13 protein-coding genes and 1 pseudogene are annotated in these 13,874 nt (G+C 73.5%); 8 read left to right on the top strand and 6 right to left on the bottom strand.

Features of this window, described 5'->3' with window-relative positions:
• A pseudogene (locus JKV81_RS14235) lies at positions 1 to 522 on the bottom strand (Tn3 family transposase); the annotation flags it as partial.
• Between the two features lie 125 nt (positions 523 to 647).
• Between JKV81_RS14235 and JKV81_RS14230 the strand changes: the two are divergent.
• Entirely contained in the window at positions 648 to 941 is a 294-nt protein-coding gene (locus JKV81_RS14230) for a hypothetical protein (protein ID WP_099172340.1), read from the top strand.
• Here JKV81_RS14230 and JKV81_RS14225 read toward each other — a convergent pair.
• From JKV81_RS14225 to JKV81_RS14215, 3 genes are all read right to left on the bottom strand, one after another.
• The gene (locus JKV81_RS14225; protein WP_202076211.1) at positions 938 to 2,017 is read right to left on the bottom strand and encodes a glucosidase family protein; all 1,080 of its coding nucleotides are present in this window, start codon (positions 2,015 to 2,017) and stop codon (positions 938 to 940) included. The genes JKV81_RS14230 and JKV81_RS14225 overlap by 4 nt on opposite strands.
• The gene (locus JKV81_RS14220; protein WP_124276732.1) at positions 2,014 to 2,754 is read right to left on the bottom strand and encodes a class I SAM-dependent methyltransferase; all 741 of its coding nucleotides are present in this window, start codon (positions 2,752 to 2,754) and stop codon (positions 2,014 to 2,016) included. The genes JKV81_RS14225 and JKV81_RS14220 overlap by 4 nt, the downstream gene beginning before the upstream one ends.
• A gap of 64 nt (positions 2,755 to 2,818) precedes the next feature.
• Entirely contained in the window at positions 2,819 to 4,132 is a 1,314-nt protein-coding gene (locus JKV81_RS14215) for a glycosyltransferase family 4 protein (protein ID WP_129262546.1), read from the bottom strand.
• Positions 4,133 to 4,364: 232 nt separating this feature from the next.
• On the opposite strand from JKV81_RS14215, the gene JKV81_RS14210 reads away from it, so the two are divergent.
• From JKV81_RS14210 to JKV81_RS14180, 7 genes are all read left to right on the top strand, one after another.
• Positions 4,365 to 4,973, top strand: coding sequence for a TetR family transcriptional regulator (locus JKV81_RS14210; protein WP_099172344.1), 609 nt, complete (start codon positions 4,365 to 4,367; stop codon positions 4,971 to 4,973).
• Between the two features lie 159 nt (positions 4,974 to 5,132).
• A complete protein-coding gene (locus JKV81_RS14205) occupies positions 5,133 to 6,368 on the top strand; it encodes a substrate-binding domain-containing protein (RefSeq protein ID WP_202076210.1) in 1,236 nt (411 codons plus the stop codon).
• A 3-nt stretch (positions 6,369 to 6,371) separates the two neighbouring features.
• Positions 6,372 to 7,163, top strand: a complete 792-nt coding sequence (locus JKV81_RS14200; RefSeq protein WP_202076209.1) for an ABC transporter ATP-binding protein — start codon at positions 6,372 to 6,374, stop codon at positions 7,161 to 7,163.
• Positions 7,160 to 7,912: an ABC transporter ATP-binding protein gene (locus tag JKV81_RS14195; RefSeq protein WP_129262553.1), complete on the top strand. Its 753-nt coding sequence runs from the start codon at positions 7,160 to 7,162 to the stop codon at positions 7,910 to 7,912. Before JKV81_RS14200 ends, JKV81_RS14195 begins: the two co-directional genes overlap by 4 nt.
• On the top strand, positions 7,912 to 8,799 hold the full coding sequence (locus tag JKV81_RS14190; RefSeq protein ID WP_099172347.1) for a branched-chain amino acid ABC transporter permease: 888 nt from the start codon (positions 7,912 to 7,914) through the stop codon (positions 8,797 to 8,799). Before JKV81_RS14195 ends, JKV81_RS14190 begins: the two co-directional genes overlap by 1 nt.
• Positions 8,796 to 9,890 (top strand): branched-chain amino acid ABC transporter permease, encoded by a 1,095-nt coding sequence (locus tag JKV81_RS14185; protein ID WP_202076208.1) that lies wholly within the window; start codon positions 8,796 to 8,798, stop codon positions 9,888 to 9,890. Before JKV81_RS14190 ends, JKV81_RS14185 begins: the two co-directional genes overlap by 4 nt.
• Positions 9,887 to 10,777 (top strand): alpha/beta fold hydrolase, encoded by an 891-nt coding sequence (locus JKV81_RS14180; RefSeq protein ID WP_202076207.1) that lies wholly within the window; start codon positions 9,887 to 9,889, stop codon positions 10,775 to 10,777. The genes JKV81_RS14185 and JKV81_RS14180 overlap by 4 nt, the downstream gene beginning before the upstream one ends.
• A gap of 22 nt (positions 10,778 to 10,799) precedes the next feature.
• Here the strand turns inward: JKV81_RS14180 and JKV81_RS14175 are convergent, their stop codons facing one another.
• Entirely contained in the window at positions 10,800 to 12,776 is a 1,977-nt protein-coding gene (locus JKV81_RS14175; protein ID WP_129262559.1) for a helix-turn-helix domain-containing protein, read from the bottom strand.
• A gap of 39 nt (positions 12,777 to 12,815) precedes the next feature.
• A complete protein-coding gene (locus tag JKV81_RS14170; RefSeq protein ID WP_129262561.1) occupies positions 12,816 to 13,601 on the bottom strand; it encodes a 3-hydroxybutyrate dehydrogenase in 786 nt (261 codons plus the stop codon).
• Positions 13,602 to 13,874 lie beyond the last annotated feature (273 nt).

Raw genomic sequence — 13,874 nt, 5'->3', positions numbered from 1 at the left:
CAGGTTCAGGTTGCGGTGCTTGAGCGGGGACAGGCGGGCGTTGTCCTCGTCCCGGATCTCGTGGCCTTCGGCGCGGAGCCGGGCGACGGTGGCGTCGATGTACTTCGTCCTCCAGAGCACGATGGCGTTGAGGACGGGGCCGAGCGCGCCGAGCTGGTTCTCCATCCCGTCGCGGTACGCCTGGAGGATGGTGCCGCGCTTGCCGTGGCACACGTCGCGGGCCGGCTTGTGACGGGACTCCTGCACGGTGAGCTGCCGGTTCATCTGCCGAGGGTAGGTGTCGTCGACCGGGTCGACGACGCGCAGCAGGTGCTCGGTCCTGGCGATCCGCCCCCACTCCGCGAACGCCGCCCCGAGCGGGGTCGGGCGGCCGTCGCGTCCGAACATGCGCAGCAGGTCGTGGGCGCGGACCTGGTTGGTGACCAGGGAACCGGCGACTTTCAGCATGTCCGGCCAGTGCGTGATCACTTTGTTCAGGTTCACGCGGTTACGGGCCAGGTCATCCACCGCGCCGTGGTGCCCGCGAGCCCGGGACATCGAGTGACGTGGGTCGGCACTCGCCGCCAGGCTCACCCGTGCGGGAGCGGGCCGCCGCCCGGCGGGCGCCGTACGGGTTTCACTCTCGGTAAAGCGGCAATCCGGAGAGCATGTCTCCCAGAACAGGCACAGGAAGCAGTACCGCCGCACGTGTCATAGCCGTCGTCGCGGACATCATGGCGTTCATCATCATTCTGTGGATCCTGATGTACCTGCTCGACGCCAACCGGGGCAACGACCTGGTCCAGTGGGTCCAGGACTCCGCCCGCTGGCTGGCCGGCTGGTCGTACGACCTGTTCACCTTCGACGAAGCGTGGGCACGGGTCGTCACCGGCTACGGACTGGCCGCCGTCGTCTATCTGTTCATCGGCCACGCCGTGGCCGGCCGGGTCCGCCGCTTCTAGCCGACCCGGCAGCAGTCGGGCTCCAGCCCGGCCGGCAGCCGTTCGCCGCTGAAGACCGCGGTGGTCGCCTCGTCCCCTCCGAGCGCGGCCACCGCGAGCAGCAGTGATCCGGCCGTCCACGTGGTGAGTTCCTCCGGCCATATGGCCCGCTCGCCCTCGAAGACGTACCCGGTCCAGTAGAGACCGCCCTCGTCCCGCAGGTGCTGGACGGACTGGAGGATCTCCAGGGCGCGGTCCGACTCCCCCGTCACCCAGAGCGCCAGGGCCAGTTCGCAGCTCTCGCCGCCCGTCACCCAGGGGTTGGGGAGCACGCAGCGCACGCCGAGGCCGGGGACGACGAAGCTGTCCCAGCTCTCCTCGATGCGGCGCGTGGCGGCGGCGCCGGTGACCGCGCCGCCGAGGACCGGGTAGTACCAGTCCATCGAGTAGCGGCTCTTGTCCAGGAAGCGCTCGGGGTGGCTGCGGATCGCGTGGCCGAGCGCTCCGGCCGCCAGCTCCCAGTCCGGCTGGGCCTCCTCGCGCTGTTCCGCGAGGGCCAGGGCGCAGCGCAGCGCCTGGTACACCGAGGAGGAACCGGTCAGCAGGGCGTCGTTGACCGGGGTGCCGTCCGCCTCGCGCTTCCAGCCGATCTGCCCGCCGGGCTGCTGGAGCCGCAGCACGAACTCGATCGCGGCGAAGACCGTCGGCCACATCCGGTCGACGAACGCGTCGTCACCGGTGGCGAGGTAGTGGTGCCAGACGCCGACGGCCACATAGGCGCAGAAGTTGGTCTCGCGCCCCAGGTCGGTCGGCTGTCCGGGGTCGCCGTCGTGGTACGCGGCGTACCAGGAGCCGTCCTCGTTCTGGTGGCGGGCCAGCCATGCGTACGCGCGGGCGGCGGCCTCGTGCTCACCGGCGGCGTCCAGCGCCATCGCGGCCTCGGTGTGGTCCCACGGGTCGAGGTGGTGGCCGCGGAACCAGGGCAGCGCTCCGTCCGAGCGCTGCACGGCGAGCAGCGCGGCCACCGTTTCGGCGGCCTGTTCGGCGGTGAGGACGCCGGGCAGGACGAGGTGTTCGGTCTGCTCCGGCGTGCTCACGCCTCGGCCTTGGGCAGGTGCGGCTTGGTCGCGTACGCCACGAAGCTCTTGCCGACGACCGGGTTGAGCAGCTGCTCGGCGACCCGGGTGGCCAGGGGCTTCTTCATGATGTCCCAGACCAGCAGCTTGTGGTACGCGCGCACCGGCAGCGCTGCGTCCTCGCCGTCGCGGCCCACTCCGAACGCGCACTTCAGCCACCAGTAGGGGCTGTGCAGGGCGTGCGCGTGGTGGGTGCCGTAGGGCTTGAGTCCGGCCTCACGGATCTTGCCGAGCAGCTCGTCGGCCTTGTAGATGCGGATGTGCCCGCCCTCGACCTCGTGGTACGCGTCGGAGAGCGTCCAGCAGACCTTCTCGGGGCCGTAGCGGGGCACGGTGATCGCGATGCGGCCGCCGGGCTTCAGCACGCGGACCATCTCGGCGAGCACGCCCTTGTCGTCGGGGATGTGCTCCATCACCTCGGAGATGATGACGACGTCGAACGAGGCGTCGGGGAACGGCAGGTTGAGCGCGTCGCCCTCCATCGCGGTGGCGGTCGCGCCCGCGGGTGCCTCACCGGCCTCCTGCATCGCGGCGAACCACTTCGCGACCTCGCGGATCTCCTCGGCGTTCTGGTCGAGGGCCACCACCTGGGCGCCGCGCCGGTAGCACTCGAAGGCATGCCGGCCGGCGCCGCAGCCCAGATCGAGCACCCGGTCGCCGGCGGCGAGCGGGAAGCGGGTGAAGTCGACGGTCAGCACGGGGGCCTGCCTTCGAGGTCGGGGGCTGCGGGAGCCACGGGGTTCGGGGGAGCCACGGGAGGGGTCACCGGCGCGCTCCGCGGGCGGCGATCGACTGACGGTACAGCTCGGCGGTACCGGCGGCGGCCCTGGCCCAGGTGAAGTTGGCCAGGACCCGTGCCCGGCCGGCCGCGCCGAGCCGGGCCCGCAGCTCGGCGTCGCCCAGCAGCCGGCCGAGGGCCTCGGCGAGGGCGCCCGCGTCGCCGGGCGGCACGGCCAGGCACGCCTCGCCGTCCGGGCCCGTGACCTCGGGGATCGCACCGCCGGTGGTGGCCACCAGCGGGGTCCCGGTGGCCATGGCCTCGGCGGCGGGCAGCGAGAAGCCCTCGTACAGGGAGGGGACGCAGGAGATCTGGGCGCCGCGGACCAGGTCGACCAGCTCGGCGTCGCTGATGCCCTTGACGAACTCGACGGCGTCCTGGAGCCCGTAGCGCTCGATGGCGCGGGCGACGGGGCCGCGCTCGGCCCGCTTGCCGACGACCACGAGGTGCGCCGCAGGGTTCTCGGTGCGGAGCTTGGCGAGGGCCTCCACGAGATGGACGAGGCCCTTGAGCGGGACGTCGGCGCTGGAAGTGGTGACGATCCGGCCCGGGACCTCGGCGACCGAGGGGTCGGGCGACCAGAGGTCGGTGTCGGCCCCGATGTGCACGACCTGGATACGGTCCCGGCGCACCCCGAGGTGCTCGACGATCTCCTGCTGCGACGAGCCGGAGACGGTGAGGACGGACGGCAGCCGGCGGGCGACGCGCTTCTGCATGCGGGTGAAGCCGTACCAGCGGCGGACGGCGAGCCGGCGGCGCATCGATCCCGCGGCGTCCAGGTCCAGCCTGCGGTCGACGGTGATCGGGTGGTGGATCGTGGTGACGAGGGGCGCGCCGAGGTCGCCGAGCAGGCCGTAGCCGAGCGTCTGGTTGTCGTGCACGACATCGAAGTCGCCACGCCTGGCGAGGAGGTGACGGCGTGCCCGGAGGCTGAAGGTGAGGGGCTCGGGGAAGCCGCCGGTCCACATGGTGGCGACCTCGGCGGCGTCGATCCAGTCGCGGTACTCGCCGCGTCCCGGGGTGCGGAACGGGTCGGGCTGGCGGTAGAGGTCCAGGCTCGGCAGCTCGGTGAGCGGGACGCCCTCGTCGAGCACCGGGTAGGGCTGGGCGCCGATCACTTCGACGCTGTGGCCGAGCCGGGCCAGCTCGCGGCCGAGATGGCGCACGTAGACGCCCTGGCCGCCGCAGAAGGGATTGCCCTTGTAGGTCAGGAGTGCGATGCGCAACGGCCGGTCACCGTCGGTGCCCGACGTGTCGCCGCCCGCGAAGGGGCCTGTCTCTATGGCCTCAGCGGTCACACTCGGCCCCCTTCTCACTGCGTGTTCGCCGGAGCGTAACCGGTCGCGCTAATCTAGAACAAGTTTCAGACTCGTTGGTTCAACCCGCACCGAATCTACCGGCAGGTAGCGTCGGTGTGACGGCCGGATCAGGTGATTCGCGCCACGGCAGACACCCTGGCATGCTGTGCGCGCCCGGAAACAGGCGCCCGGCCGGACAGGGAACCGGTTCTCCCTTTTTGGATGGGGACAGATGACAGCGGAAGCCAGGCCTGCGGCACCTCCCCTGACGGAACGCCAGGAGGCCCGCCGCCGGAGCATTCTGCAGGCCGGTGCCCAGCTCGCGGGGCGGGGCGGCTTCGAGGCCGTGCAGATGCGCGAGGTGGCCGACGCCGCCGGCGTCGCCCTGGGCACGCTCTACCGCTACTTCCCCTCCAAGGTCCATCTCCTGGTCGCCCTCATGCAGGACCAGCTCCAGCATCTGCACGCCTCGCTCCGCCGGAGGCCGACCGCCGGGGACGACGCCGCCGAGCGCGTCGCGGCGACCCTGATGCTCGCCTTCCGGGCGCTCCAGCGCGAACCCCATCTGGCGGACGCCATGGTGCGGGCGCTGACCTTCGCCGACCGTGGGGTGAGCCCGGAGGTGGACGCGGTGTCCCGGCTGACGACCGCGATCGTCCTGGACGCGATGGGCGTGGAGGACCCCACGCAGGAGCAGCTGTCGGTGGTCCGCGTCATCGAGCACACCTGGCACTCCGCGCTGATCACGTGGCTGTCGGGGCGGGAGTCGATCGCCCAGGTGAAGGGCGACATCGAGACGGTGTGCGGGCTGATCGACCTTCCGGCGGACACCCGCCGGTAGGGCCTTTCCGCATGCTCCGGACGAAAGGCCCCGGGTGCCCATGTGCGGCGCCCACACCGGCACCCGCCCAGGTGGGGTTCCCTGCACCATGTCGACGGCGCCACGGTGTTCGTACGGTTCGGCCGACATCACCCGAACCCTGCCGAGGAGCCGGTCACCATGCGTCGCAGAGCCGTTGGCACCGTCCAGAGAAGAACCCTGACCGCGACCGCGCTCGGCGCCGCCGGTCTGCTCCTGGTGGGATGCACCGCCGCCGGGCAGGCGGGCAGCGGATCCGACGCCGGACCGGGCGAGGACCAGGCGGTGAAGGTGGGCCTCGTCTACTCCCGTACGGGACTGCTCGCCGCGTACGGGAAGCAGTACCGCGACGGCTTCATGGCGGGCCTCGACCACGCGACGAAGGGCACCGGCAAGGCGGGCGGCCACCCGATCGAGGTCACCGAGCAGGACGACGCGGGCGACCCCGGAAAGGCCGTCTCCGCCGCGAAGAACCTGATCGGCAAGGGCTACAAGGTGCTGGCCGGCACCACCGACTCCGGGGTGGCGCTCCAGATGGCCCCGCTGGCCGCGCAGAACAAGGTGCTGTACGTCAACGGGCCGGCCGCCACCGATGCGCTGACCGGGATCAACACGTACACCTTCCGGTCCGGCCGGCAGTCCTACCAGGACATCCTCACCGCGGGCACCATGCTCGGGGACCCGAAGGGCAAGAAGGTCACCGTCCTCGCGCAGGACTCCACCTTCGGCCAGGCCAACGTCGCCGCCGTCAAGGCCGTCCTGGGCGCCGAGGGGGCGACGGTGGGTTCCGTCCTCGCCCCGCCCAGCGCCACGGACCTGACGCCGTTCGCCCGGCAGGTCAAGGCGGGCGCCCCCGATCTGGTCTTCGTCGCCTGGGCCGGTGCGACCGCGCCCGCCCTGTGGACCGCGCTGGACCAGCAGGGCGTGCTGAGCGCCGGAAAGGTCGTCACCGGGCTGGCCGGGACCGCGTCGTACCCGGTCTTCGGGGCGGCCGGCGCGAAGGTCTCCTTCCTCGCGCACTACTTCCCGGGCGCGGGCGGCGGCAACGCCGTGGAGAAGGCGATGATCGACGGGGTCACGAAGGCGGGCGGCACCCCCGACCTGTTCAGCACCGACGGGTTCACGGCGGCGCAGATGATCGTGCGGGCCGTCGAGGAGGGCAGCGCCACCGACACCGCCGCCATGGTGAAGGCCCTGGAGGGCTGGAGCTTCGACGGGGTGAAGGGGAAGCAGCAGGTCCGCGCCGAGGACCACGCCCTGGTGCAGCCGATGTTCGTGGCCAGGCTCGTCGGGGCGGGAGCCGCCGCGAAGCCCGAGCTGGTGAGCACGCAGCCGATGGACGCCGTGGCCCCGCCCGCGAAGCCCTCGGCGGGCTGACCCGTGACCGTACCCGGCACCGCCACCGCGCGGGACGAGGGGGCGCGCACGGGCGCCCCGGTGCTCCGACTGGACGGCCTGGGGTGGCGCGTCGGCGGGGCGGCCATCGTCGAGGACGTCACGCTCGATGTCCGGGAGGGCGAGTTCCTCGCCTTCATCGGGCCCAACGGGGCGGGAAAGACCTCCCTGTTCAACCTGATCAGCGGGATCGTCCCGGCCACCACGGGCAGTCTCGCGCTGGACGGCGCGGACCTGACCGGCCTGCCGGTGCACACCCGTGCGCGTCGCGGGATCGGGCGGACGTTCCAGACCTCCAGCCTCTGGCCGGCGATGACCGTGGCCGAGCACGTCCGGCTGGCCGCGCAGGCCGTGCGGGGCGGCTCGCACCGGCTCTGGCGGCGCGCCTCCCCGTACACCGCCGAGGTGAGCGGCGTGCTGGAGCGGACGGGTCTCGGGCACCGTGCCGGGGCCACGGCCGCCGAGCTCTCGCACGGCGAGAAGCGCAAGCTGGAGCTGGCGGTGCTGCTGGTGGGCGAGCCCCGGCTCATGCTGCTCGACGAGCCGATGGCCGGGGTGAGCGCCGAGGAGGTCCCGGCCCTCACCGAGCTGATCCGGACGCTGCACCGCGACGAGGGCCGCACCGTGCTCATGGTCGAGCACCACATGGACGTCCTGCTGGGGCTCGCGGACCGACTGGCGGTGATGCACCACGGCCGGCTGCTCGCCCTGGACACCCCGGGCGCGGTGACCGCCGATCCGGTCGTCCAGCAGGCCTACCTCGGGGAGGAGTTGTGACCGCGCCCGCACTGCTCGTCGTACGGGACCTGCGGGTCCTCATCGGCGGCCGGCACATCCTGCACGGCGTCGACCTGGACGTCGCACCGCAGGGCGTCACCGCGCTGCTCGGCCGCAACGGCGCCGGCAAGACCACGACCGTACGCGGCGTCCTGGGGCTCGTCCCGCGCGCGGGCAGCGTGCTCCTGGACGGCGAGGAGACCGTGGGCCTGCCCACCCACACCCTGGTCCGCCGGGGCATCGGCTACGCCCCCGAGGACCGGGGGATCTTCGCCGACCTCACCGTGGCCGAGAATCTGCGGCTGGCCGAGCGCCGGGGCGCGGACGGGCCCGCGTACGGCCTGGTCCACGAGCTCTTCCCCGAACTGAAGCGCAGGGCCAAGCAGTTGGCGGGGACGCTCTCCGGCGGCCAGCAGCAGATGGTGGCCATCGGCCGCACCCTGCTCAACGGGAACCGGCTGATCATCGCCGACGAGCCCACCAAGGGTCTGGCCCCCAAGGTCGTCACCGAGGTCGTCCAGGTGCTGGAGCGGGCCGCCGAAGCGGTGCCCGTGCTCCTGGTCGAGCAGAATCTCGCCGTCGTCCGCAGGCTCGCCGCGCACTGCGCGGTGCTCGCCGACGGCCGGACGGCCCATCAGGGCGAGGCGGCGGCGCTGCTCGGTGACGAGGAGGCCACCCGGCGGCTGCTCGGCGTGGGCCGGGGCCCGCTCACCTCCCGACAGGACCTGACCGTGGAGGCGGATTCCTGATGTCCACCCTCGTGCTGCTCACCATGACCGGACTCGGTCTGGGGGCGCTCTACTTCCTCATCGCCTCGGGCCTCTCGCTGATCTTCGGCCTGATGGACGTGCTCAACTTCGCCCACGGGGCGCTGCTCTCCATCGGCGCGTACGGCACCTGGTGGGCGGCGTCCGGGAATCTGCCCGGCGCCGGCCCCGGCGGCTGGGGCTTCGCCCTGGCGGTCCTGTTCGGTACGGCGGTGGGCACGCTGGCCGCCGTCGTGCTGGAACTGGTCGTCGTACGGCCGCTGTACACCCGGCCCCGGGAGCAGGTGCTCGCCACGGTCGGGGTGGGGCTGGCCGTGCCCGCACTGCTGTCGGGCGTCTGGGGCTCGGACGCCCGGACGTTCCCCGGGCCCGAGGCCCTGTCCGGCACCTTCGGGCTGCTCGGCGCGGACGTGCCCGTCAACCGGCTCGTCCTGATCGCCGCCGCGGTCGTCGTCCTCGTCGCCCTGCGCCTGTTCCTGGGCCGGACCCGGCACGGGCTCGTCGTACGGGCCGGTGTCGAGGACCGGGCGATGGTCACGGCGCTCGGCATCGACGTCCGCACGGCGTTCACGCTGGTCTTCGCGATCGGCGGCTGCGCGGCCGCGCTCGGCGGGGCGCTCGGCGGGCTGTACTTCGGCTCGGTCGACCCCCGGCAGGGCACCTCGCTGCTGATCTTCGCGTTCGTCGTCGTGGTCACGGGCGGCATGGGCTCGGTGACCGGGGCGGCCGTCGCGGCCGTCGTCATCGGCCTGGTCCAGCAGTTCGCCAACTACTACACCGCAGCGGGCCTCGGCGACCTGGCCGTCGTCGTGCTGCTCGCCGCGCTGCTGCTCGTCCGGCCGCGCGGACTGACCGGGAGGCTCGCGTGAGCACCGCCACCACACCCGCACCCGCACCGCCCGCCTTCGCCACGGCGCCCGCACGCCGCGGGCCCCGGCTGCTGCGCTGGTGGCCGGCCGCCGTCCTGGTCCTGCTGGCCGTCGCACCGTACAGCGCACTGCCCCTCCCCGGGCTGCTGGACGGCCCGGTCGGCAGCCCGGGCAGCCTGCAACTCCTGGCGACCTGCCTGCTGTTCGGGGCCCTCGCCACCGGCTACGACCTGCTGCTGGGCCGCACGGGGCTGCTCTCCTTCGGGCACGCCCTGTACTTCGCGGCGGGCAGCTACGCCACGAACATGTTCCTGCTGGAGGCCGGTCTGCCGTTCGCCGTGGTCGCGGTCCTCGGGCTCTGCTCCGGCGCCCTGCTCGCCCTGGTGCTCGGCTCGGTGAGCCTGCGGGTCTCGGGCATCGGCTTCTCCATGGTGACGCTGGCCTTCGCGCAGGCCGGCTCGATCCTGGTCTCCCGCAACCCGGGCGGCCTCACCGGCGGCGAGGAGGGCCGGGCGGCACCGGCGGAGCTGCTGCCGTCCTGGCTGGTGGGCATCGACCACACCGCGAACCTGTACTGGATCGCGCTCGCCTACCTCGTCCTCACCCTCGCCGTCGTCCACCGGGCGGTCCGCTCCCCCACCGGCCGGGTCTGGGAGGGCATCAAGGAGAACGAACGCCGGGTGGAGGTGCTGGGCCTGAAGCCGTACGGGTTCAAGCTCACGGCGTTCGTCCTGGCCGGGGCGCTGGCGGCGGTCGGCGGGCTCGTCCATCTGCTGCTGACCGGCGGTTCCACACCGCAGACGACCACCTCGGACTTCACCCTGTCGCTGCTGGTCATGGTGGTGCTGGGCGGCTCGGGCACCCGCTGGGGTCCGATGGTCGGCGGCATCCTCTACACCTGGGCCGACCACCGGCTCGGCGATCTCGCCGGATCGGGCGCGGTCGCCGATCTGCCCGCGGTCCTGCGCGTGCCGCTCTCCCAGCCGCTGTTCCTGCTCGGGGTGCTGTTCGTGGCCGTGGTACACCTGCTGCCCGGCGGCCTGGCCCGCCTCCCGTCCCGACTGCGCAGGACCCGTGAGGAGCACCGATGATCCCGTACGAGGAGATACGCGTCCCCGTCACCGGCGGCGAACTGGCCGCCCTGCGCTGGCCCGCGTCCGCCCCGGACGCCCCGGTGGTCGTGGCGCTGCACGGCATCACCGCCAACGCGCTGTCCTGGGCGGCGGTGGCCCGCCTGCTCGCCGGCCGGGTCACGCTGGTCGCCCCCGACCTGCGGGGCCGGGCCGGCAGCGCGGGGCTGCCCGGCCCGTACGGGATCGCCGCCCACGCGGACGACGCGGCCGCGCTGGCGGGTGCGCTCGGCGGGGGCCGGGTGGTGCTGGCCGGCCACTCGATGGGCGCCTTCGTCGCGGCGCTCGCGGCCGTACGCCACCCGGGGCGCTTCGGCGAACCGGTCCTGGTGGACGGCGGGTTCGGTTTCCCCGCGCCCACGGACCTGTCGGCGGACGAACTGCTGACGGCCGTGATCGGGCCCGCCATGGACCGGCTCTCGATGACCTTCCCCGACCGGGACGCCTACCGCTCGTTCTGGCGGGCCCATCCCGCGTTCGGCGGCGACGCCTGGTCGCCCGAGGTGGACGCGTACATCCAGCGCGACCTGACGGGTGAGGAGCCCGCGCTGCGCTCCGGCTGCAGGCTGGAGGCGGTCCGCACGGACGGGGTCGGCCTGTTCCAGGACGAGGTGCTCGCGGCCGTACGCGAACTCCCGGGGCCCGCGACGCTGTTGTGGGCCGAGCGGGGGCTGATGAACGAGGAGCAGGGGCTGTACGACGAGTCCCGGCTGGCGGCGGCGGGGCAGCCGGGCACGAACGTCAGGGCGGTGCGCGTCGAGGGCGTCAACCACTACACGGTGCTGACGGGCGAGAAGGGGGCGGGCGAGGTCGCCGCCGCCCTGCTGCGGGCGGCACTGCCCGGCTGAGGACGGCGGGCGGCCGGGGTGCTCAGCTCTCCCGGCCGCCCGACAGCAGGTGCAGCCGCAGGGCCAGTTGCAGCTCCAGCGCGCGGTCGGGCTCGTTCCAGTCGCGGCCCAGCAGCACCTGGATCCGGTCCAGGCGCTGCACCACCGTGTTCACGTGGACGTGCAGCTCGTCCTTGGCCCGGATCAGGCTGCCGCCCGCGCCGAAGTACGCCCGGAGCGTCCGTACGAGATGGGTGCCGCGCCGTTCGTCGTAGCGCAGCAGCGGGCCCAGGACGGCGGTCACGAAGCCGTCCACGTCCTTCGCGTTGCCCAGGACGACGCCCAGGAAGCCGAGTTCGCCGACGTCGGCCCCTTCGCCCTCCCGCCCCAGCACCCGCATGGCGCGCAGACAGCGGGCGGCCTCCGCGTGGGCGGCGGCGAGTTCGCGGGCGCCGGACGCCGGGCCCGTACCGGCGACGGTGACGGGTGCCTGGACGAGGTGGCCGAGCTGCGCGGCCGCCGCGCGGGCGGCGGCGCCCGCGGGGGTGCCCTGGCCGTCGCAGTCGATCAGCAGCACGACGGTGCCCGCGTGTTCGGCGCTCACCCCGTGGATGTCGCCGCCGAACAGATAGCGCATCGCGGCGCCGCCGAGTCTCTCCCGGGCCGCCGACTCCGCGACCAGCACCAGATGCGGCCGGTCCAGGTCGATGCCGAGCCGCCGCCCCCGTTCGGCCAGACCGGCCGGATCGCGCTCCGGGTCGGCGAGCAGATCGCTGATCAGCTCGCCGCGTATCCGGTTCTCGGTCTCGGCGACCGTGCGGCGCAGCAGCAGGAGCAGCCCGGTGACGACGGCGGCGCGTTCGAAGAGCCGCCGGTCGGAGTCGTCGAGCCGGTCCGGCCGGTGCAGCACCAGGCTGGCCAGCAGTTCCTGGCCGGCGAGCACGGCGCAGATCCACCGGCCGTCGCGGTGCACGGCGCGCGCCCCGTGGCGGGACTCCTCGGCGGTCCCGGCGAGCCAGCCGGCGTCCATGCTGTCGGCGGCGAAACCGGTGCCGTCGGGCCGTACGGCGGCCAGCGGGCGCCCGCCCGGGTCGTGGATGGTGAGGGGGCTGTCGAGGAGTCCGGCGACGGACACGGCGACGTCCTTCACATCGCCGCCGCGCAGCACCAGGTCGGTCAGCCGGTCGTGGGCCTCCTCGGCGCGCTGCATGGCGGCCGAGTGCGCGCGTACGGCGGCGTTGGCCTCGGCCAGCTCCTCGTTGGCGCCGGCGAGTTCCGCGAGGGCGGTGCGGGTGTCGTCCAGGGCGCGGGCGGTGTCGATCGCGATCGCGGCGTGCGCGGCGAGCGAGCAGAGCAGGGCCACCTCGTCGGGGCTGAAGACCCGGGCGGCGCGGTCGGCGGCGAAGAGGACCCCGATGACCTTTCCCGTGCCGCCCCGGCTGGAGCCGAGCAGCAGGGGGACGCCGAGGATCGCGACGAGCCCCTCGTCCAGCACACCGGCGTTGATGTTGCGGGTGTGGCGGAAGCGGTCGTCGGTGCGGTAGTCGGGGGTCGCGTACGGGCTGGCGGTCTGGGCCACGAGACCGCCGAGCCCCTCGCCCAGTTCGAGCCGCAGCCGCTGGAAGAGCACGGACACCGATCCGTCGGTCACCCGCATGTAGGTGTCCCCGGCCTCCTCGTCGGGGAGCGTGAGATAGGCGGTGTCGGTGCCGAGCAGCATCCTGGCCCGCCGCACGATCGCCTTCAGCACGTCGTCCAGGTCCCGGGAGGCCGCCAGGTCGCCCGCCGTGTCGAAGAGGGCGGTGAGCTGGAGTTCCCTGCGCCGGTGCTGGCGCAGGGCGCCCCTGATCCGCAGGGCGGTGGCGGCCGCCCGCTCCACCTCGGCCAGGTCGGCCGCGGGCACGCCGGCGGCCCGCGCCTCCGAGGTGACGGCGCCCAGCTCCTCGGCGGGGGCGTCGTCGGCCAGCAGGTCGAGGAGGCGCCCCAGGAGGGGCGCGGCGGACGGGGACGGTTCAGACATGGGGGGCCATCGTTCTTCCGGCTTCGGGGCGGTCGGGCGTCAGTTGGCGGTCCAGCCGCCGTCCATCGTGAGGGAGCTGCCGGTGATGTGGGCGGTGCCCGGCCCGCACAGCCACAGGACGGCCCCGGCGACGTCGCCGGGCTCGATCAGCGACTTGAGGGCGCTGCGTTCCAGCAGCACCCGGCCCACCACCTCCTGCTCGGAGATGCCGTGGCTGCGGGCCTGGTCCGCGATCTGGTCCTCGACCAGGGGCGTGCGGACGTAGCCGGGGCTGACGCAGTTGCTGGTCACGCCGTGCGGCGCCGCTTCGAGTGCGACCACTTTGCTGAGCCCCTCCAGTGCGTGCTTGGCCGAGACGTAGGCCGACTTGTAGGGGCTGGCGCGCAGCCCGTGCACGGACGAGATGTTGACCACGCGGCCCCAGCCGCGTTCGTACATGCCGGGGAGCGTACGGCGCAAGATGCGGAACGGTGCTTCCACCATGACGCGGTGGATCAGCGCGAAGCGGTCCGGCGGGAACTCGTGCACGGGCGCCACGTGCTGGAGGCCCGCGTTGTTGACCACGATGTCCACGTCGGCGGGCAGCCCGTCCACCGCCTCGGCGACGGAGAGGTCGGCCACCCAGGCCGTTCCGCCGATGCGTGCCGCCACGGCCTTGGCGGCGTCACCCGCCTTGTCCACCACGTGCACATGGGCCCCGGCGGCGGCGAGCGCCTCCGCGCAGGCCAGTCCGATGCCGCTGGCGGCCCCGGTGACCAGGGCGGTGCGGCCGGCGAGGGCGGAGGGGGCGAGGGGGTCGTGCTGGGGGGTCCGGGAAGTCTCCATGGGCGTCACCGTATGGACGTCGCCGCCCGCGTCACACGGCGCCGGTGCACACACCCCGGTACGGCCGCATGGTGGCGGCGTACATGGTGCGGGCCCCCGGGCGCGGCGCGGACGGGCGGGCCGGGGCGGGGGCGCAAGAGGAGGGCGGCACACAGCGGGGAGCGGCGGATGTCCGCCTGCCACATGGGCGGCTCGGGCCACGGCTCATAGGTTCCGGCAGCAGTTCCCCCCGTACGTCCGCACCACGCCACGCCATGCCACGACCGCTCCGTG

Origin of the sequence: Streptomyces silvae (assembly GCF_016745505.1) — a bacterium.
GTDB lineage: Bacteria > Actinomycetota > Actinomycetes > Streptomycetales > Streptomycetaceae > Streptomyces > Streptomyces silvae.
Note: the sequence above shows the minus strand (reverse complement) of the source record. Positions and strands in the feature narration are given on the sequence as shown.